General features: G+C 67.0%; 16 protein-coding genes. All 16 read left to right on the top strand.

What is annotated here, in order from left to right:
- Positions 1-211: 211 nt before the first annotated feature.
- The 16 genes from DNK59_RS29420 to DNK59_RS29345 all read left to right on the top strand — a co-directional run bounded on the left by DNK59_RS29420 (position 212) and on the right by DNK59_RS29345 (position 18,195).
- On the top strand, positions 212-1,564 hold the full coding sequence (locus DNK59_RS29420; RefSeq protein WP_177431317.1) for a UDP-glucose/GDP-mannose dehydrogenase family protein: 1,353 nt from the start codon (positions 212-214) through the stop codon (positions 1,562-1,564).
- Entirely contained in the window at positions 1,561-2,580 is a 1,020-nt protein-coding gene (locus tag DNK59_RS29415) for an NAD-dependent epimerase (protein ID WP_110725584.1), read from the top strand. The genes DNK59_RS29420 and DNK59_RS29415 overlap by 4 nt, the downstream gene beginning before the upstream one ends.
- Before the next feature lie 57 nt (positions 2,581-2,637).
- Positions 2,638-3,390, top strand: a complete 753-nt coding sequence (locus DNK59_RS29410) for a sugar transferase (RefSeq protein WP_110725583.1) — start codon at positions 2,638-2,640, stop codon at positions 3,388-3,390.
- Between the two features lies 1 nt (position 3,391).
- Positions 3,392-4,036 (top strand): CpsD/CapB family tyrosine-protein kinase, encoded by a 645-nt coding sequence (locus DNK59_RS29405; RefSeq protein WP_092314766.1) that lies wholly within the window; start codon positions 3,392-3,394, stop codon positions 4,034-4,036.
- 22 nt (positions 4,037-4,058) lie between these two features.
- Complete coding sequence (locus DNK59_RS29400; RefSeq protein WP_110725582.1) at positions 4,059-5,078, top strand: polysaccharide biosynthesis/export family protein; 1,020 nt, start codon at positions 4,059-4,061, stop codon at positions 5,076-5,078.
- Positions 5,079-5,089: 11 nt separating this feature from the next.
- The gene (locus DNK59_RS29395; protein ID WP_110725581.1) at positions 5,090-6,682 is read left to right on the top strand and encodes a lipopolysaccharide biosynthesis protein; all 1,593 of its coding nucleotides are present in this window, start codon (positions 5,090-5,092) and stop codon (positions 6,680-6,682) included.
- Positions 6,667-7,794, top strand: a complete 1,128-nt coding sequence (locus DNK59_RS29390) for a glycosyltransferase family 4 protein (protein WP_110725580.1) — start codon at positions 6,667-6,669, stop codon at positions 7,792-7,794. The genes DNK59_RS29395 and DNK59_RS29390 overlap by 16 nt, the downstream gene beginning before the upstream one ends.
- The gene (locus DNK59_RS29385) at positions 7,791-9,161 is read left to right on the top strand and encodes an O-antigen ligase (RefSeq protein WP_110725579.1); all 1,371 of its coding nucleotides are present in this window, start codon (positions 7,791-7,793) and stop codon (positions 9,159-9,161) included. Before DNK59_RS29390 ends, DNK59_RS29385 begins: the two co-directional genes overlap by 4 nt.
- A gap of 112 nt (positions 9,162-9,273) precedes the next feature.
- Complete coding sequence (locus DNK59_RS29380) at positions 9,274-10,239, top strand: glycosyltransferase family 2 protein (protein WP_110725578.1); 966 nt, start codon at positions 9,274-9,276, stop codon at positions 10,237-10,239.
- Positions 10,232-11,368: a glycosyltransferase gene (locus tag DNK59_RS29375; RefSeq protein WP_110725577.1), complete on the top strand. Its 1,137-nt coding sequence runs from the start codon at positions 10,232-10,234 to the stop codon at positions 11,366-11,368. Before DNK59_RS29380 ends, DNK59_RS29375 begins: the two co-directional genes overlap by 8 nt.
- A 1-nt stretch (position 11,369) precedes the next feature.
- On the top strand, positions 11,370-12,368 hold the full coding sequence (locus DNK59_RS29370; protein WP_110725576.1) for a polysaccharide deacetylase family protein: 999 nt from the start codon (positions 11,370-11,372) through the stop codon (positions 12,366-12,368).
- Positions 12,365-13,672, top strand: coding sequence for an oligosaccharide flippase family protein (locus tag DNK59_RS29365; RefSeq protein ID WP_110725575.1), 1,308 nt, complete (start codon positions 12,365-12,367; stop codon positions 13,670-13,672). Before DNK59_RS29370 ends, DNK59_RS29365 begins: the two co-directional genes overlap by 4 nt.
- On the top strand, positions 13,672-15,600 hold the full coding sequence (locus DNK59_RS29360; protein ID WP_110725574.1) for a hypothetical protein: 1,929 nt from the start codon (positions 13,672-13,674) through the stop codon (positions 15,598-15,600). The genes DNK59_RS29365 and DNK59_RS29360 overlap by 1 nt, the downstream gene beginning before the upstream one ends.
- Positions 15,597-16,298: a GNAT family N-acetyltransferase gene (locus tag DNK59_RS29355; protein WP_110725573.1), complete on the top strand. Its 702-nt coding sequence runs from the start codon at positions 15,597-15,599 to the stop codon at positions 16,296-16,298. The genes DNK59_RS29360 and DNK59_RS29355 overlap by 4 nt, the downstream gene beginning before the upstream one ends.
- Positions 16,295-17,419: a GNAT family N-acetyltransferase gene (locus DNK59_RS29350; protein ID WP_110725572.1), complete on the top strand. Its 1,125-nt coding sequence runs from the start codon at positions 16,295-16,297 to the stop codon at positions 17,417-17,419. The genes DNK59_RS29355 and DNK59_RS29350 overlap by 4 nt, the downstream gene beginning before the upstream one ends.
- Positions 17,416-18,195, top strand: coding sequence for a ChbG/HpnK family deacetylase (locus DNK59_RS29345; RefSeq protein WP_110725571.1), 780 nt, complete (start codon positions 17,416-17,418; stop codon positions 18,193-18,195). Before DNK59_RS29350 ends, DNK59_RS29345 begins: the two co-directional genes overlap by 4 nt.
- The last annotated feature ends 103 nt before the right edge of the window (positions 18,196-18,298 follow it).

Raw genomic sequence — 18,298 nt, 5'->3', positions numbered from 1 at the left:
TATAACTCATTGTTTTATATAGTTTTATATCAAAAAACAAGATTGTGAAAAACGCCAGCGTCATTTATGCATCACCGATAAACGTCAATTAAACGTCTCTTTGTTGTGATAGTGTCAAAAAAAGAGCGCAATAGCGGCAATGTGCCATACGCCTTTTACGGAAGGTGAGCTACAGCCTCACTCAACACTCATCATGGACGAGGTCGTTCCCTTGGAAGTCAGCGTTTTCGGTACTGGTTATGTCGGTCTGGTGCAAGCAGTTGCCCTCGCCGATGTCGGGCATAACGTGATTTGTGTCGATATCGACAGCCAGAAAATCGCCCAGCTGCAACGTTCTATTCCACCGATTCACGAGCCGGGCCTGGCGACCCTGATCGAAGAGAATCAAAAGGCCGGCCGCCTGCACTTCACCACCCAGGCCAGCGATGCCGTGGGCCATGCCCAGGTGATCTTCATCGCGGTCGGCACGCCCTCCAACGAAGACGGCTCGGCGGACCTCGACCATGTCCTGGCGGTGGCGCGCAAGATTGCCAGCCTGATGCTCAGCGACAAGACCCTGGTGATCAAATCCACGGTGCCGGTGGGCACCGCCGATCTGGTGGTCGAAACCGTCGCCGAGCAACTGGCGGACCTGGGCCAGTCCCAACTGCGGGTGCATGTGGTTTCCAATCCGGAGTTCCTCAAGGAAGGCTCGGCCGTGGCCGACTGCATGCGCCCGGACCGGATCATCGTCGGCTGTGCCCACGACCTGCCCCGCCAGCAGTTGAGCGAGCTGTACGCACCGTTCAACCACAACCATGACCGCCTGATGTTCATGGACAATCGCAGCGCCGAGCTGGTCAAGTACGCGGCCAACGCGATGCTCGCCACCCGCATCAGCTTCATGAACGAGATGGCCAACCTGGCGGAGCGCCTGGGGGTGGACATCAATGCGGTGCGCAAGGGCATCGGCGCCGATCCGCGCATCGGCTATCACTTCATCTACCCTGGCGCCGGGTTCGGCGGCTCGTGCTTTCCCAAGGACTTGCGGGCACTGATCCATACCGCACAAAGCCATGGCCTGGAACCGCACATGCTCAAGACCGTGCGCGACGTCAACGAGCAGCAGCGCCATGTGCTGTTTCGCAAGCTGGACACGCACCTGGGCGGCAACCTGCAAGGCAAGGTCATCGCCCTCTGGGGCCTGGCCTTCAAGCCCAACACCGACGACATGCGCGAAGCCACCAGCCGCTACCTGATGCAGGCGCTGTGGGATGCCGGGGCCAGGGTCCAGGCCTACGACCCGGAAGCCATGACCGAATGCCGGCGCCTGTACGGCTACCGCGACGACCTGCAGCTGTGCGCCACCCGCGATGACGCCCTGCAAGGCGCCGATGCGCTGGTGATCTGCACCGAATGGAAAGCCTTTCGCGTGGTGGACTTCAAGTTGCTGCGCGACACCTTGAAGGACCGCCTGATCGTCGACGGGCGCAATCTCTACAACCCGCAACAGGCAGCGGACGCCGGTCTGCACTATCTGAGCATTGGCCTGCCCTACCGCATCCCGGAGGCCCTTGGCGCATGAATATCCTGATCACCGGAGCCGCCGGTTTTATCGGCGCCCATACCGCACTGCGTCTGCTCAAGGATGGGCACCAGGTCACCGGGCTGGATAATTTCAACGACTACTACGACCCCCAGCTCAAGCGCGACCGAGTGCGCTGGGTGGAACAGCAAGTGGGGCACTTCCCGCTGCAACGCCTGGACCTGGCGGACAGCGCCGGGCTGGAGCGGCTGTTTGCCGAAATCCAGCCCCAGGTGGTGATCAACCTCGCCGCCCAGGCCGGGGTGCGCTACTCCCTGGAAAACCCCAAGGCCTACCTGGACAGCAACCTCTCGGGCTTTCTCAACCTGCTGGAAATGTGCCGGCGCTTCCCGGTGCAGCACCTGATCTATGCCTCGTCCAGTTCGGTGTACGGGGCCAACCAGCAGACCCCGTACAAGGTCAGCGACAACGTCGACCATCCGCTGTCGCTGTACGCGGCGAGCAAGAAGGCCAACGAGCTGATGGCCCACAGCTACAGCCACCTGTTCGGCGTGCCGGCCACCGGCCTGCGCTTCTTTACCGTGTACGGGCCCTGGGGCCGGCCGGACATGTCGCCGATCCTGTTCGCCGACGCCATCAGCCAGGGGCGTCCGCTGAAGCTGTTCAACTACGGCATGCACCAGCGCGACTTCACCTACATCGACGACATCGTCGAGTCCCTGGTGCGCCTGCTGGACAAGCCACCGGCGCGGGACCCGCTGTGGGATCGCGAACAGCCGGACCCTTCCACCAGCATGGCGCCGTGGCGCCTGTTCAACATCGGCGGCCAGCGCCCGGTGGAACTCAAGGACTACGTCAGCACCCTGGAGCGGCTCCTGGGCCGCCAGGCCCAGGTGGAGTACCTGCCCCTGCAGCCCGGTGACGTGCTCAACACCTGCGCCGACGTCAGCGCCCTGGAAAACCTCACCGGTTTCGGCCCCCAGGTGCCGCTGCATGAAGGCCTGGAGCATTTCGTCCAGTGGTACCGCAGCTACTACGCCGGCGCCCGGTCCTGAGTCGGCGCCACGGCGCCCTTTACCCAACCCCTTGCAATGGAAGTACTTCCGGTGGAAATGGAAAGACCCCTCTCATCGCCCGCAACCGAGGTGCCGGCACCGGCGCGCATCGACCGGCGCAACGACCCGTTCCGGCGCAAGGTCCAGGCCGCCATCGACCTGCAGCATCACGGCTGGATCACCGGCCGCGACGGCGGCCGGCCCTGGACCCTGTCGCGCAGCAAGCGCCTGACCTCGGCGCTGCTGGCCGCCCTGCTGTTGGTGCTGCTGTCGCCGCTGCTGCTGGCGGTGGCGCTGGCGATCAAGCTCACCAGCCCGGGGCCGGTGTTCTTCGTGCAGCTGCGCACCGGTTTTCGTGGCCGGCGCTTCGGCATGTACAAGTTCCGCACCATGGTGGTCAACGCCGAAGCCCTGAAGGACTCGGTGCGCCACCTGAACAAGCACGGTCCGGACTCGGTGGACTTCAAGATCGACCGCGACCCGCGGATCACCGGGATCGGCGGCTTCCTGCGGCGCACCAGCCTCGACGAGTTGCCCAACCTGATCAACGTGGTGCTGGGCCAGATGCGCATCGTCGGGCCGCGTCCGACCTCGTTTCACGCCCAGACCTACAAGGAACACCACCTCGGGCGCCTGAGCATCTACCCCGGGATCACCGGCCTGTGGCAGGTGTCCGGGCGCAGCGACGTGGACTTCGACGGTCGGGTCACCCTCGACATGACCTACATCTTCCAGCAGAGCCCCTGGCTCGACCTGAAGATCCTGATCAAAACCCCTTTCAAGGTCCTCAATGGCCATGGAGCAAGTTGAAATGGCGGCAGCAACCCTAGCCAGTCTGAAGATCCAGCCTCCCAGCGAAAGCAACCTGGCGGTCACCGTGCTCGACCAGGAGCTGCGGGTGATCCTGCTGACCGCGGCCAACCGCAACAGCGGCATCACCAGCAGCAGCCTGAGCATGGCCAGCGAACTGGCGCGCACCAGCCGCGGCCGGGTGCTGCTGGTGGACACCAGCCTCTCGGACAACAGCCTGACCCGGCGCCTGGACCTGGACCAGCAACCGGGCTTTCTCGACCTGGCCCTGGCCGACACCCCGCCGCTCCTGGCGCAGTGCATCCAAGGCAGCGACGAGCTGGGCTTCGACTTCCTGCCCCTGGGTCGCCGCCAGCAATACGCCGAGCGCCTGACCCCGGAACTGCTGCAGACACTGTTGCAGGCCCTGGCCGCGGACTATCGCTTCGTGATCATCGACGGCGACCCGGTGTACGGCAGCGGCGACATCCTCACCCTGAGCACCCAGGTGGACGGCGTGGTGCTGGTGGTGCGCAGCGAGGAAACCCGCTGGGAAGTGGCCCAGGCCGCGGCGCAGCGTTTGATCCAGGCCGAGGCGAAGCTGATCGGCAGCGTGTTCAACGCTCGCAAGTACTACATGCCCAAGTGGGTTTATGACCGTCTCTGACCGGCACAAGGACCGTGTAACCATGAACAAGCCAAGACTCTCCCTGCTGGGCCTGTCGCTGCTGGCGGCCCTCGGCGGCTGCGTCAACCGCGAGCTGCAGCAGATGCCGGTGCAGATCCTCAGCGCCCCGGCCGACCAGGCCCAGCTCACCGAGGTCATGCCCATCGAACAGGTGCTGCGGCCCCAGGACGTGCTGGACGTGATCTTCCACATCGGCACCACCACCCAGCAGCGCTACCTCGTGCAGCCCGGTGATCAGGTGGACATCGGCTTCCTCACCGCGCCGGAGCTGGGCGGCAGCAAGCTGGTGCTGCCCGACGGCAGCATCGACCTGCCCTACGTGGGCAACGTCCAGGTCGCCGGGCTGTCCGCCGAACAGGCGCGCCAGGCCCTGGAAACCCTATACGCCAAGGTGCTGAAGAAGCCGCAGATCACCTTCTCGATCTCCCACGCCATGGCCCAGCTGGACAACCTGCGCACCAGCCTGACCAACCCGGCCACCGGCCTGAGCCGCGAGATCGTGGTCGGCTCCGATGGCCGCGCCAGCTTCCCGCTGCTGGGCAGCCTGTCGTTGCAGGGCAAGAGCCTCAGCGAGCTGCAGACCCTGGTCAACCAGCGCTACGCCAAGGAAGTGGGCCAGGTCAGCGTCGACGTGCTGCTCAAGACCACCGCCGCCAACGAAGTGTTCGTCATGGGCGAAGTCGGCCAGCCCGGGGCCTACCCGATCCGCCGGCCGATCTCGGTGCTTGAGGCCCTGACCCTGGCCAAGGGCGCCGGCCCCACCGCGCGCCTGGACTCGGTGGTGATCATGCGGCGCAAGGGCAATCAGGTCGAAGCCCGGGTCTATGACGCCGATGCGGCACTGGACGGCAAGGCCCTGCAGTTCGCCTACCTGCAACCGGACGACATGCTCTACGTGCCCAAGACCCGCCTGGCCAAGGCCGGGGCCCTGAGCAAGCAGCTGGCGGACGTGATCATGTTCCAGGGTGTCGGGTTCAGCTTCGGCTACCGCGTCGACAACAAAGAAACGAACAACAACTGAGTTCCCTCTTGATGACCAAGATCGAAAACTACCTGCATGAGTTCCTGCTCGTGTTCTTTGTCAATCGACGCCTGATCAAGCGGGTGTTCCTGGGCTTCGCCCTGATTGCGCTGCTGCTGCCGCTGGTGCTCAAGCAGAGCTTCGAGATCACCGCCGAGGTCATAGTGCAGTCCAAGAAACTGTCGCAGACCGACGCCAACACCGTGCTCACCCCGGACAGTGACAAGTTCATCCCGCCGTCCCTGGCGGACATGGAAACCGAAAGCAATATCCTGCGTTCGCCCACGCTGATCCGCGACACCATCGACCAACTGCGCCGTGAAGGCCAGTTCGGCGGCAACGAGGGCCTGTTGACCCGGCTGATCGTCAAGCCGATCCGCAATGGCCTGATCGACCCGCTGCGCAACCATGTCATCAACCCGCTGCGCGGCTTCTTCGGCCTGGCCGTGGACCCGGTGCGCGACACCAGCCTGGATGCCTTCACCGACCAGGCGGTCAAGGACCTGAAGATCGGCACCCTGCCCGGCTCCAACGTGATCTCCATCGTCTATGCCAGCCCGAATGCCGCCGAAGGCACGCGCTTTGTCGAGCGTCTGCTGGCCAACTACCTGAAAAGCCGCCAGGACCTGCAATCCAACGAACTGCCCGAGGCCTTCTATGAACAGAAGAAGGCCCAGTACCAGTCGCGCCTGGATGACCTGGAGGGCAAGCGCCAGGCGCTGCTGGAAGCGGCGCACGCCTCCGATCCCAAGGAGGAGATCACCTTCCGCCTGAACGCCATCAACACCGAGGAGCAATCGCTCAACGGCTACCGCGACCAGGCCCTGGAGAACCAGCGCCGCCTGGACTACCTGCAGAAGAACCTGGCGGCGGCACGCAAGGCCGGCCTCACGGACTACACCTTCCCCTTCGCCTTCGCCAACACCGTGGACAACGTGGCCTACGAGGACCGCGAGATCAAGCAACTGGGCGAGCAGCTGACCAACCTGGTGAGCCAGTTCGGCACCACCGCCGACACTTACCGGGCCGACAGCGTGCCGATGCAGCAGCAGCGCGAGCAGATCGTGCGGGCCCGGGCGCAGTTCCTCAAGGTGGTGGAGAACCGGGTGCGCGAGCGCAGCAGCGATCTGCAGATCACCCAGTCGGTGATCGCCCAGAAAACCGCGCGGATCAACGACTACAAGGCGCGGGTGCGCGACCTGCAAGAGGTGCTGAGCAAGCTGCGCCAGCTGGACACCGAAATCGATGCCTTGCACAAGGCCTTCTTCACCTACACCCAGCGTTATGAAGAGAGCCGTGGCGAACGCCTGATCAGCGGCGAACTGTCCAACGCCCGGGTGCTCAGCCAGCCTTACGAACCCAGTGAAGCGGCGTTCCCCAAACCCATGCTGATCATCCCCCTGGGCCTGCTCACCGGCCTGCTGCTGGCCATCGCCCTGGGCTATGTCTACGAGTTCTTCGATCACCGCTTCAAGCACCCGGCCCAGGTCAGCGACCACCTCGGCCTGCCGGTGCTGATGGTGCTCAACGCGGTTGAAGAGCAACAGCTCAATCCCTATCCACGCTGGACCTGGCGCTGGGCCTGGTATTGGGCCAAACAGTGAACGACCTGAGCCTGGCCGCACGGCCTATCGTGCACCTGATCCACAGCGGCGGCTTCTATGGCGCCGAACGCATGCTGCTGGATCATTGCCTGGTCACCCCGGGGCAGCATCGGGTGGTGTTCATCAATGCCCCGCAGAGCTTGCTGCAGCGGTTCAGCGAGGCTGGGGTGCCCAGCCACAACTGCCACTGTCTGCAGGCGCTGCTGGCCCATCTGCGGCAGCAGCCGGGCCTGCTCAACGCCCACAACTTCAAGGCTCAGGTGTTCGCCTGGGTCTGTGCCCGGCGCCTGCACCTGCCCCTGGTCATGACCCAGCACGGCTTCACCCCGCGCAGCCTGAAACAGAAGCTCTACACCTGGATCAGCCTGCGCCTGTGCCGCAGCTCTCAGGTGCGCCGGGTGGCCTGTGTGGCCCAAAGCATTGCCCAGTTGCACCGCCAGGCCGGCGTGGCCGAGGACAAGCTGCGGGTCATTCCCAATGGCCTGCCGGAGCCCAAGCGGGTATTGCCGGTGAACCAGGATGGACCGCCGCTGCGGGAGGCCGAAGTATGCCGCGACGAAATGGAGCCGATGGTCGGCTTCGTCGGGCGCCTGAGCGCGGAAAAGGGCCCGGACCTGTTTCTCGACGCACTGATCAGCCTGTGCTGGCAGCGCCCCACCCTCAAGGCGGTGTTGCTCGGTGACGGCGAACAGAACCAGGCCCTGCGCCAGCGCATCGACGCCGCCGGGCTGTCGCTGCGCATTCTGCTGCCCGGTTACCAGCAGGACATGCAGCCCTGGCTCAAGCGCCTCAACGTGCTGGTGCTCAGCTCGCGCACCGAGGGCACGCCGATGATCCTGCTCGAAGCCATGCAGGCTGGCACCCCGGTGGTGGCCTTTGCCGTGGGCGGGATTCCCGATGTCCTGCAACACCGGCAGAACGGCTTGCTGGCCAAGCCCCTGGACAGCGTCGATCTGGAGCGGCGCATCGGCCAGTTGCTGGATGACCCGGCCCTGGCCGAGGAACTGGCCCAGGCCGCCCGCGTCACCCAGCGCAAGCACTATCACCTGCCCACCCTGGCCCGCAGCTGGGATGAGCTGTATCGCCTGGCCAGGGAGAGCACCCCAGTATGATCGCCGCCCCTGTTCTCGGCCTCCTGCTGGGCCTGGCCAGCCTGCTGCTGCTCGCCAGCCCCTGGCCGTTCCTGGCGCCTTTGGTGGTGGTCGGGCTGGTGGGCCTGGCCCTGCTCTATCGCCGTCCGGGCTGGGGCCTGCTGGGCATCTGTGCCCTGGTGCCGTTCGAAGGTTTGTTCAAGGACAGCGCCTTCTCCGCGGCCAAGCTGCTGGGCGCCTCGCTGATCCTGATCATGCTGTTCAAGCTGCTGTTGCGGCACATCCCCGATACCCGCCTGCGCAGCAACCTGTGGCGGGCCCTGGGGCCCTTCCTGCTGTGCCTGCTGCTGAGCCTGATGTACAGCGAGAACCTGCTGGTGTCCCTGGACAGCCTGCGGGAGCTGGCGGTGGGCCTGGTGCTGTTCTTCGTCACCTTGCTGATTGCCCGCGAAGTCAACCTGCTGATGCTCTGCCGCCTGCTGGCGCTGAGCGTCGCCATCACCTGCGTGATCGCCCTGGTGTCGGCCAAGTACCAGGTCGGCGGCCGGGCCATCGGCCTGCTGCAGGACGCCAACTACTTCGCCCTGCTGATCGCCATGGCGGTGCCGCCGGCGATCCTGCTCGCCATGCGTGCGCCCTACTGGCCGCTGCGGCTGTTCTGGGTCGGCATCGGCCTGACCCTGATGGCCGGGATGACCAAGACCGACTCGCGCTCGGGGCTGTTGGTGGTGCTGTTCACCATCGCCATCGGCGTCTGGCACTACCGCGACCGGCTCAAGGGCCTGCGGCCCAAGCACCTGGGGTTTGCCATGTTCGCCGTGGCGATCCTGGTGCCCCTGGGCATCGCCGTGCTGCCGGCGCAGTACGTGGAGCGGATCCAGTCCCTGAGCATGCTCAAGTCCGGCTCGCACTCGGCGGACACCTCCCTGGGCCGACGCACTTCCTACCTGGTGGTGGGCGGCCAGATGATCCGCGAGAACCCGTTGCTGGGCTCGGGCCTGGGCACCTTCCCGATCCATTACGCGCAGACCGGCTTCGCCAGCAGCTTCTCGGAAAACATGAACGAGCCGGATCTGTTCCGCCGCGCCCACAACACCTATCTGGAACTGTTCAGCGAGCTGGGGATTCCCGGCGGCCTGAGTTTCGTGGCGCTGATGCTGATGGGCCTGCGCAACTTCGAGCGGGCGCGCCTGGGCTTTCTCGCCCGGGGTCAGCGCGAGCAGGCCGACATCGCCACCCACCTGGGCCTGAGCCTGCTGGCCATGGCGGTGTTCCTGCTGTTTCTCAGCGCCCCCAACCACAAGTACCTGTGGATCTTCCTGGCCCTGTCCAGCGTGCTGCGGTTGCAGGCCGAAGAGGCCCGCGGGCCGCGCCCGAGCCCGAGCTGACAAGGCCCGAGGGGCCTGCTGGGGCCGCCAAGAGCAGCACCGACAGCAGCGCAACACCGCGCCCTCACCCGGCGCCCATGACCACCACACCATCTGGCCAAGGGAGGCAAAGATGCAAAGGATCAGCGTGATCGTGCCCATGTACAACGAGGCCCGTCACATCACCCGCACCCTGGACAGCGTGATCCTCGCGGCCAGGGTCGCGGCCGTCGACTACGAACTGATCGTGGTCGACAACGGCTCCACCGACCAGGGGCCGCAACGCGCTCGCGAGCTGGGCGCACGGGTGCTGTCGTGCCCGGGGATCGGCATCGGCGCCCTGCGCAATCGCGGCGCCGCGGTGGCCACCGGCGATTGCCTGGCGTTTGTCGACGCCGATATCGAAGTGCCCGGCAACTGGCTGCAGCTCTGGCGGCAGGTGTTGGCCGCCAACCGCGCCGACGTCCTGGCCCTGGATTGCGCCGCGCCGCGCTGCGCGCCCTGGTTCGCCCGGGCCTGGCAACGGCGCAGCCTGACCGCGGGCCGCCAGCCCCGGCCACGGCAATGGTTGCCCAGCGCCAACCTGTGCCTGCAGCGGGCCTGGTTCGAACGGGTCGGCGGTTTCGACGAGCGCCTGCGCACCGGCGAAGACAAGGACCTGGGCCTGCGCCTGCACGCCGCCGGCGCCCGTCAGATCAGCCTGCCCGAGCCCCAGGTGCTGCACTGGGGCTTTGAAGGCAGCTGGGGCGAATGGGCCGGCAAGGAACGCTGGCGCCAGGGCAGCCACGGGCAGTTGCTCAAGGCTGCGGGACTCAATGTGCGCCTGTTGCGCTTCCCCTTGCTGTGCCTGGCCTGCGCCCTGCTCAGCGGGGCGGCGCTGCTGGCCCTGGTCGCGGGCCGGCCGGGCGCGGCCGCCCTGTGTCTGTTGTTGGGCGCCCTGGCGCCGCTGCTGCTGGCCCTGCGTCAGGGCTGGCGCCACCGCGATCCGCTGTTCGTCCTGCAACTCTGGCTACTGCACGGGGTGCGCCTGCACCTGGGTGCCGTGGCGCTGGTGCAGGGACTTTTCAACCGTGCTGCCGTGAGACCTGACCGTGGCTAAGACTCTTTTCTGGCTGTGCCTGCTCCTGCCCTTCTATGCCTGGATCGGATACCCGCTGCTGCTGGCCCTGCTCAGCCTGTTCGTGCGACCGCGGCCGCAGCAGGAGGCGCTGCCGCTGTCGGTCAGCGTGATCATCGCCGCCCATAACGAAGGCCCGCACATCGAACACAAGCTGCGCACGCTGCTGCAACAGGATTACCCGGCCAGCGACCTGCAGATCATCCTCGCCAGCGACGGCTCCAGCGACGACACCGTGGCCACGGCCCTGGCCGTGCGCGACTCGCGGATCGTGGTCCTGGACCTGCCCCGGGTGGGCAAGGCCGGGGCGCTGAACGCGGCGGTGGAGCTGGCGCGCAACGACATCCTGGTGTTCACCGACGCCGATAACCAATGGTCCGGCGACACCCTGGGCAAGCTGCTGGCACCCCTGGCCGACCCGCAAGTGGGCGCCTGCGGTGGGCACATGATCATCCCCAACCCGGGGCACAACCTGAGCCTGGGCGACAGCCTGTACCGGCACTACGAGGCCTGGTTGCGCCAAGCCGAGAACCGCACCGGCTGCATGGTGTCCGCCGACGGCGCGCTGCTGGCCCTGCGCCGCGAGCTGTTCCAGCGCATTCCCGCCGAGGTCAACGATGACTTCTTCATCAGCACCTGCGCCCCGGTGGCGGGCAAGCGCATCGTCTATGTCGAAGAGGCCCAGGTCCTGGACCAGGGTGTGGACGACGCCGACAAGCAGTATCGCCGGCGCCTGCGAGTCACGGTCGGCGGCCTGCAGAGCCTGGCCCAGCGCCGCGAGCTGATGAACCCGCTGCGCCACGGCGCCTACGCCATCGCCCTGATCAGCCACAAGCTGATCCGCCGCCTGGCCCCGGTGCTGTTGCTGCCGTTGCTGCTCAGCAACCTGTGGCTGTGGGACGCCGGAGCCTTCTACAGCCTGTGCCTGCTGGCCCAGTTGCTGGGTTACGGCGCCGGGCTGCTGGGCCTGCTGGACCGTCGCGGGCGCCTGCCCAAGGTGTTTCGTCTCGCCGCCTTCGTGCTGGTAACCCTGGCCGGCATGAGCATGGGCCTCTGGCAGTTTCTCCGCGGGCGGCGCTATGCCCTGTGGAACCCACAACAGAATCGCTGACATGAACTTCAAACAATCCCTCAAGCGCCTGCTCGGCAGCGCCTACCTGCACAGCCTGGCCCGGGTACGCCTGCGCGACGCCGGGGTGGTGCTGATGCTGCACCGGGTGCTGGCCGACGACAGTGCCGCCAGCCTGCCCCATCGCGCCCCGCTGTGCGTTGGCCAGCAGCACTTCGAGCAGTTGCTGCGCTGGCTGCGGCGGCACTTCGACTGCGTGCCCCTGGAGCATCTGCTGGAGTTTCCCGGTGGCGCGCGGCCCCGGCTGGCCCTGACCTTCGACGACGGCTGGCGCGACAACGCCGAGGTCGCCTACCCGCTGCTGGAGCGCTACGAGATGCCGGCGAGCATCTTCCTGTCCACCGACTTCATCGGCAGCCGCCAGGGCTTCTGGTGGGAGTCCATCGGCGAAACCCTGTGGCAGCAGTCCGACAGCGCCGCGGCCCGGCCGCTGTTGGCGCAGTTGCGGGCACTGGCTCTGGCGCCGCCTGCCGAGCTGTTGCAAGCGGGCAACGAGCATGCCCGCAGCCGGCTCCTGGGCGAGTACCTGCAACGCCTCAAGGGCCTGGCCCCGCACAGCCTGCAGGCCCTGGCCGACAGCTGCCCGGACGATCACGCTCCCCACAGCCTGGACTGGGCACAGGTCAGCCACCTGGAGCGTTCGGCGCTGGTGCGCTTCGGTCCCCACGGCGCCAGCCACGGGATTCTCACCCAGCTTGACGGCCCGGCGCTGCACGCCGACCTGCAACGCTCCCACGCCGCCTTGCAGCAACACTGCCAGGCGCCGCTGGGGGTGTATTGCTACCCCAACGGCGATCACAGCCCCGAGGTGCGCGCCGCGGTGGCCGCGCTGGGCTACCGCTACGCCCTGGGCACTCGCCCGGGGCTGATCGAGGCCGAGGGCAATCCGTGGTTGGCCCTGCCGCGCATCGACGTCAGCCAGGCCAGCGCCGCCCGCCCGGGGTTGCTGGCCTGGCGCCTGCTGCAAGGAGCCCGGGCATGAAGCGTGGCAGCTACCTCTGGCACCTGGCCCTGAGCATGGGCACGCGGCTGGCGATGATCGGCCTGCGCCTGCTGCGCAACGTGTTGCTGGCGCGCCTGCTGGGCCCCGCCGATCGCGGCCTGTTCGCCCTGCTCAGCACCCTGCCGGAATTGATCGCCGCCCTGACCAGCGGCGGCCTCAACACCGCCGTCGGTTATGACGCGGCGCGCCAGCGCCCCATGGGCCTGCTGCTGACCCAGGTGCTGGTCTACGGCTGCCTGCTGGCCAGCCTGCTGACCCTGGCCGGGCTTTGCGTGATGCAGACCCTGGGCAGCCACTGGGAACTGAGCCTGCAACTGGGGGACCTGGCCTGGCTGTTGCTGCTGGCGGTGCCGCTGAGCGTGCTCAAGAGCGGCCTGTTGACCCTGCACAACGCCGACGGCCGGGTCGAGGCCTTCAACGCCCTGCGCCTGCTGGAGTCCCTGGTGCCGCTGCTGCTGTTCGTCGGCCTGTGGTGGATCTGGCGCGACCAGCCGCTGTCGGCGGCGCTGCTCAGCTGGCTGGGCGGCACCTTGCTGGTGGCACTCGTCGGCACCTGCTGGCTGCGGCGCTGGCATGACCTGCGCCTGCGCTGGCAGCCCGGGGAGCAGGGCAAGCTGCTGCGCTACAGCGCCCAGAGCCATCCCGGGGTGCTGGCGCAACAATTGATGCTGCGCTCGGATTACCTGTTCATCGGTGCGCTGCTGGACCCCGTCGCCCTCGGCTGGTACGCCATGGCCAGCGCCGCCGCCGAGCTGCTGCTGATCATTCCCGAGGCGGTGACCACACCGCTGATGAAGCGCCTGCTGCAACAGGGCCATGGCATCGAGCAGCTCACCGCCCTGGCCCTGCGCCTGACCGCCACGGTGATGCTCGGCGCCTGCCTGGGCATGGCGCTGATCGGCCAATGGCTGATCGTGACCCTGTTCGGCGCCGCCTATGCCCCGGCCTACGGCGCCCTGCTGGCCTTGCTGCCGGGGCTGTTCGGCCTGTGCTACGCGAGCATCCTGCGCCTGGACCTGCTGGGCAAGCAGCGCCCCGGCAGCCTGTCGCTGCTGCTGGCCGGCGGCGCCCTGTTCAACCTGATGCTCAACGCGCTGCTGATCCCGCCATTGGGCATCGTCGGTGCCGGCCTGGCCTCATCCATCGCCTACCTGGCGGTGAGCCTGGTGATGCTCGGCCTGTACTGCCGGCTCAGTGGCGTGCCCTGGTACCGCACCCTGCTTCTGCTACCTGGAGACATTGCCCACGTGCGCCAGTTGTTGCGCCCTAAGGAAAAGCCCTGATGACACCCCGTTCCCTGTTCGCCCTGATGCTGATCACGGCGACCCCTTCGCTACAGGCGGCCCCCATGCAATGGGCCGATATCCGCGACGGCAGCCTGTACCTGCAACTCGACCGCCCTGACACCCTGCAACTGCGCTGGAGCCCGGCCTGGCAGAGCGACGCCAATCAGGAACAGCTGTACCTGCTGCAACCCGATGGCCAGTTGCTGCAACAGTTGGACATTCGCGCCGACCAACCCTACGGCCAGCGTGACCTCGCCCTGCCCGCGGCCAGCGGCGACTATCGCCTGCAGGTGCCGGGCTACAGCTTTCGCAACTTCAAGGTCAGCCACGACAGCTCGACCCTGGCCCAATTCGAACCGGCCAAGGTGCATTTCAGCGCCGATGTGCCCAGCGGCGTCGAGCTGTACTTTCGCGTGGCCGCCGGCGAACAGGCACAACTGGCCGGCAAGTATTACGGCGGGGTCAGCGTGCTGCAGGCCACGCGCCTGAGCGACGGTGAGCAACGGCGCCTGCAGCTGGTGGAGCATCCGCAATACGGGCAGTTCGACCGTATCGCCCTGCCCGTGGCCGCGCAGGACGAGGTCTGGCGCCTGACCCTGGGCGGCTCGGGCAAGGCGGCGTTCTGGCTCGACGGCAGTGCCAACCTGTTCGCCCAGGACTTGCGCCAGCTGCACCCGCTGCAATGGCTCCCGGGCCGGGTCGAACTCGAACTCAAGCCGCAACGGCGCGGTCCCAGCCCGCAGTTGGGAATCGCCCTGCCCTATGCCGCGCCGCCGCCCTCGACCTTCGAGCTGCTGCGCGCCCTGGGGCCGCGGGCGGCGAACTTCTACAGCTTTGTCGATGTGATCCGCCAGGAGCCCGAACGAGAGCTGAGCTTTCGCCGCCTGTACCGCGAGACGTTCAACATCGACCGCGACATCACCCTGCTGGCCGGCACCGGGCGCCAGGCGGTACTGGAGGCCGATAGCCAGACCTTGGCCGGGCTCGACGCCTGGCTGGCGGACAGCGTGCAACTGGGCAACCGGGGCCTGCACTACCTGGCGTTCGCTGACGAACCCAACCTCAACTACCCCAGCTACGAGGTGTTCGCTGACTATTTCGCGCGGATGCTGGAGCACACCAAGGCCAACCCCGAGGCTCGGGCCGCCGGGGTACGCATCGCCATGCCGGTCAGCTCGCGACTGCTGGACGGACCGTTTCGCGTTGGCGCCGGGCAGCGCCGAGGCCTCGACTGGGCGCGCCAGCTGCTGGCCGCGCACGCCGCCGACATCGATGCCCTGGCCTGGCACGAGTGGATGATCCGTGACCTGCTGGCCACCCGTCGCTATCGCGCCAGCGTGCGCGCCGCCGCCGACCTGGTGGGCCTGGACCAGCAAGGCCGGCCGCGCAAGGCGCTGCTGCTGAGCCAGACCAATATCTCCAGCGGCCCGGACCTGAGCCCCTATCAGCAGGACACCCACTACGCCGCGTTGTGGTGGACCTCGGTGGTGATCAACGCCTCCCAGGACGGCCTGCTGGACATGCTCAACTGGTTCCAGGCCGCCGACGAACCCGAGTATCCCAAGGGCATGCTGGCCCAGCAGGACGCCCAGCGCTTCAGCCTCAAGCCGGTGGCCCGGGCCCAGCAGTTCATCCAGCAGCACTGGCTGGGTGAGGTCCAGGCCCTGGACAACCCGGCTTTTGAAGTGGATGCCCTGGCCCTTGTGGACGGCACGCGCCACAGCCTGCTGGGGGTGGCCAAGACCCCGCGGGAGCAGACCATCGATCTGGGGGGCGCGCCACAGCTCTGCGAGTCCGGCCCCAGCCTGCTGCTGCTTGGGGCCGATGGCCGCGCCCGCGCCGGCCAGTTGCAGTGCCACCAAGGCCGGGCCAGTTTCCAACTGCCCGGTGAAACCCTGTTTGCCTTGACCTGGAACACCTTATGAGTCGCCTGACCGGCCTGTTGGCCAAGATCCGTCGCAAGGGCCTGCGCGGTAGCCTGCGGGTAGTGCGTGAACGCTTCTTCTATTACCACTGGGAACTGCTGACCCTGGAACGCGCCCTGGCCCTGCCGGTGCCCTGCCCCATCAACCCGCAGCGCTGGCCCCAGGTGCCCATCACCCGGGAGCTGCTGCCGGCCTTCGACAAATACTTCAAGGCCCAGTTGCCGGCCATTCGCGGCCTGCTGGACAAGGGCAGTCGCGGCAGCGCGCACCTGGACGAAGACGGCAACGTGATGATGATGGTCTGGGTCAGCGAGCGCGATTACTACGATGACCAGCTGTACCGCTGCTGGATGCGCGTGCCCCCCGGCTGCCTGTACCAGTTCGCCGGTGAATGCGCGCCGCCGTTTCGCGGCTCCGGGGTGGTGATCCTGGCGCAGAAGATGCTCTGGGACGAGTACCGCGAACGGGGCTTCAAGGCCACCCGGGCCCTGGTCAACGTGCGCAACGAGGCGGCGCTGAAGATGCACATGCGCCTGGGCTTTCAGGAAGTCGGCGAATCCCTGCATGTGCATTGCCTGTTGCGCTGCCTGCACTGGCATCGCCGCCGCCCCTACCACCAGCCCCGCCTGCAGCACCTGCGTCGCGGTCGCCTGGCCCAAGCCCCGGTCGCCACTGGCCATGACAAGGAGCGCTCGTGAATCTGCGTTGGCAATGGTGCGCCAGCCTTGGCGCACAAGACTTCCCCGCCGGGGCCTATGAACAACTGTGCCAGCAGGTCGAGGGGGCAACGCCGTTCAATCGCCTGAGCTGGCTGCGGGGCGCGGAACAGGCCCTGCAACAGCAGCAGTTGCAGATTCTCCTGGGCTGGCAGGGCGAGCGCTTGCTGCTGTGCCTGCCGCTGATCCGCTGCCGCGAATCCCGGGCCGGGATGAGGCTGCAGGTGGTACGCCACCTGGGTCATCCCCTGAGCGATCGCCTGGCGCTACTGGTGGCCGAGGCCGGCCACCCGGCCATGGCCGAGGCGCTCGGGCAGATCCGTCGGCAACTGCCCCACGATCTGCTGCAACTGCATGAGCTGGTGGGCGCCGACCGCCTGCTGGCGCCCTGGCGCCGGGCCAGCAGCTACAGCCAGCCGGCCCTGAGCTGTCGCGTGCCGGAGCACCTGATCGTCGCCGCCGACCGCGAAGAACCCAGCGGCACCCTGCGCTACGAACTGCGCCGGGGCCGCAAGCGCTGTGGGGAAATCGACGCCCGGGTGGTTCGCCTGGCCCCCGGGGCCGACGACATCGACCAGGTACTGCAGCGCCTGCGCGAGGTGGAGCAAGCCAGCTGGAAAGGCGCCGACGGCCTGGGGATCTTCTCCGGGCCTCAACGCCAGCGATGGATGGGCACCGCGTTGCGCGGACTGGCCGCCGAAGGCTGTGTGCGGGTGGTGCTGCTGGAACACCAGGGGCGCTGCATCAGCTATCGCCTGGGCCTGCTGGAGCGCGGGCGCCTGTATGACTACAACATCGCCTTCCTCGCCGAGTACGCCAACCTGGGCAGTGGCCGGCTGCTGCTGGACGAGTGGATTCGCTGGGGGCTGGATGATGGCTGGCAGTGGGTGGACGCCTCCCGGGTCAGCCTCAGTCGCTCCAGCCATCAACTGCACGAACGCATGAGCGGCCTGGTGTTGCAACAGCGCTGGAGCTTCTATTCCTGGCGTCCCCGGGGCTTGTTGCTGGGGCTTGCCGAACGCCTCTGGCTGCTGCTCAAACCGCGCCTCAAGGCCTGGCGCGAACGCCGCCAGGCCGATAACGCACAAGGAACCCGCCAATGAAACAGACCCTCAGCGTGACCCGGGCAAACCGGGTCATCGTCAACGCCGACGATTTCGGCCTCGATCCGGACTACAACCAACTGACCCTGGACGCCTTCAAGCGCGGTGTGATCAGCTCGGCGACCCTGATGGCCAACATGCCGGCCTTCGAGGACGCCTGTCGCCTGAGCCATGAGCACGGGCTGCTGGGACGCATCGGCCTGCACTTCAACCTGACCTACGGCGCGCCTCTGAGCCAGGGCATGGCCCGCCAGCCGCTGTTGTGCAACGCCCAAGGGCAATTCGAGCTGGGCCTGTCGCGCTCCGCCCTGCGCCTGCCGAAAGCGGCGGCCGACGCGGTGTGGCAGGAGCTGCAGGCGCAGTGGCAACGCTGCCTCGACCAGGGCCTGCGGCCCAGCCATATCGACTCGCACCAGCATGTACACAATCTGTGGCCGGTGGCGCCGATCGTCGCCCGCTTCGCCGCCCGGCAGGGGGTGCCCGTGCGCCTGGCGCGCAATGTCGGCGGCAATATCGGCCCGCTCAAGCGGCTGTTCAAAAGCGCCTTGAACCGACGCATCGCCTGGCTGGCGGGAGGTTCGGTGCGTTGGGTGTGCACGCCCAGGGACCTGCTGGAGGGTTTTTGCCCGGCCGGCGTGGTGGAGGTGGTGGCGCACCCGACCCGGTTGGCCGATGGCGATTTTGGCGACGACTACCTGCCACCCGGGCAATCCCTGAAGCAGTTGCTGAAGCGCGCCCTGCCCCAGCATCAACGGATCGCCTACAGCGAACTGTGAAGCCGGGCCGGACGCGGCCCGGGAGCCGCCCATCGTCGGGCGGTATATAGGACAGGAACGATATATTTCAAAATCTATCAAAGATCTCTTAATGATAGATTAA

The organism is Pseudomonas sp. TKO26 (assembly GCF_003225665.1).
In the GTDB taxonomy this organism is placed as follows: Bacteria; Pseudomonadota; Gammaproteobacteria; order Pseudomonadales; family Pseudomonadaceae; genus Aquipseudomonas; species Aquipseudomonas saponiphila.
The sequence above is the reverse complement of the archived record's forward strand: the minus strand, read 5'-3'. Positions and strand labels throughout refer to the sequence as shown.

Coding starts and splice junctions, on each gene's coding strand:
- DNK59_RS29415 (WP_110725584.1), top strand. CDS start 1,561: ATGAATATCCTGATCACCGGAGCCGCCGGTTTTATCGGCGCCCATACC.
- DNK59_RS29410 (WP_110725583.1), top strand. CDS start 2,638: ATGGAAAGACCCCTCTCATCGCCCGCAACCGAGGTGCCGGCACCGGCG.
- DNK59_RS29405 (WP_092314766.1), top strand. CDS start 3,392: ATGGCGGCAGCAACCCTAGCCAGTCTGAAGATCCAGCCTCCCAGCGAA.
- DNK59_RS29400 (WP_110725582.1), top strand. CDS start 4,059: ATGAACAAGCCAAGACTCTCCCTGCTGGGCCTGTCGCTGCTGGCGGCC.
- DNK59_RS29395 (WP_110725581.1), top strand. CDS start 5,090: ATGACCAAGATCGAAAACTACCTGCATGAGTTCCTGCTCGTGTTCTTT.
- DNK59_RS29385 (WP_110725579.1), top strand. CDS start 7,791: ATGATCGCCGCCCCTGTTCTCGGCCTCCTGCTGGGCCTGGCCAGCCTG.
- DNK59_RS29380 (WP_110725578.1), top strand. CDS start 9,274: ATGCAAAGGATCAGCGTGATCGTGCCCATGTACAACGAGGCCCGTCAC.
- DNK59_RS29370 (WP_110725576.1), top strand. CDS start 11,370: ATGAACTTCAAACAATCCCTCAAGCGCCTGCTCGGCAGCGCCTACCTG.
- DNK59_RS29365 (WP_110725575.1), top strand. CDS start 12,365: ATGAAGCGTGGCAGCTACCTCTGGCACCTGGCCCTGAGCATGGGCACG.
- DNK59_RS29360 (WP_110725574.1), top strand. CDS start 13,672: ATGACACCCCGTTCCCTGTTCGCCCTGATGCTGATCACGGCGACCCCT.
- DNK59_RS29355 (WP_110725573.1), top strand. CDS start 15,597: ATGAGTCGCCTGACCGGCCTGTTGGCCAAGATCCGTCGCAAGGGCCTG.
- DNK59_RS29345 (WP_110725571.1), top strand. CDS start 17,416: ATGAAACAGACCCTCAGCGTGACCCGGGCAAACCGGGTCATCGTCAAC.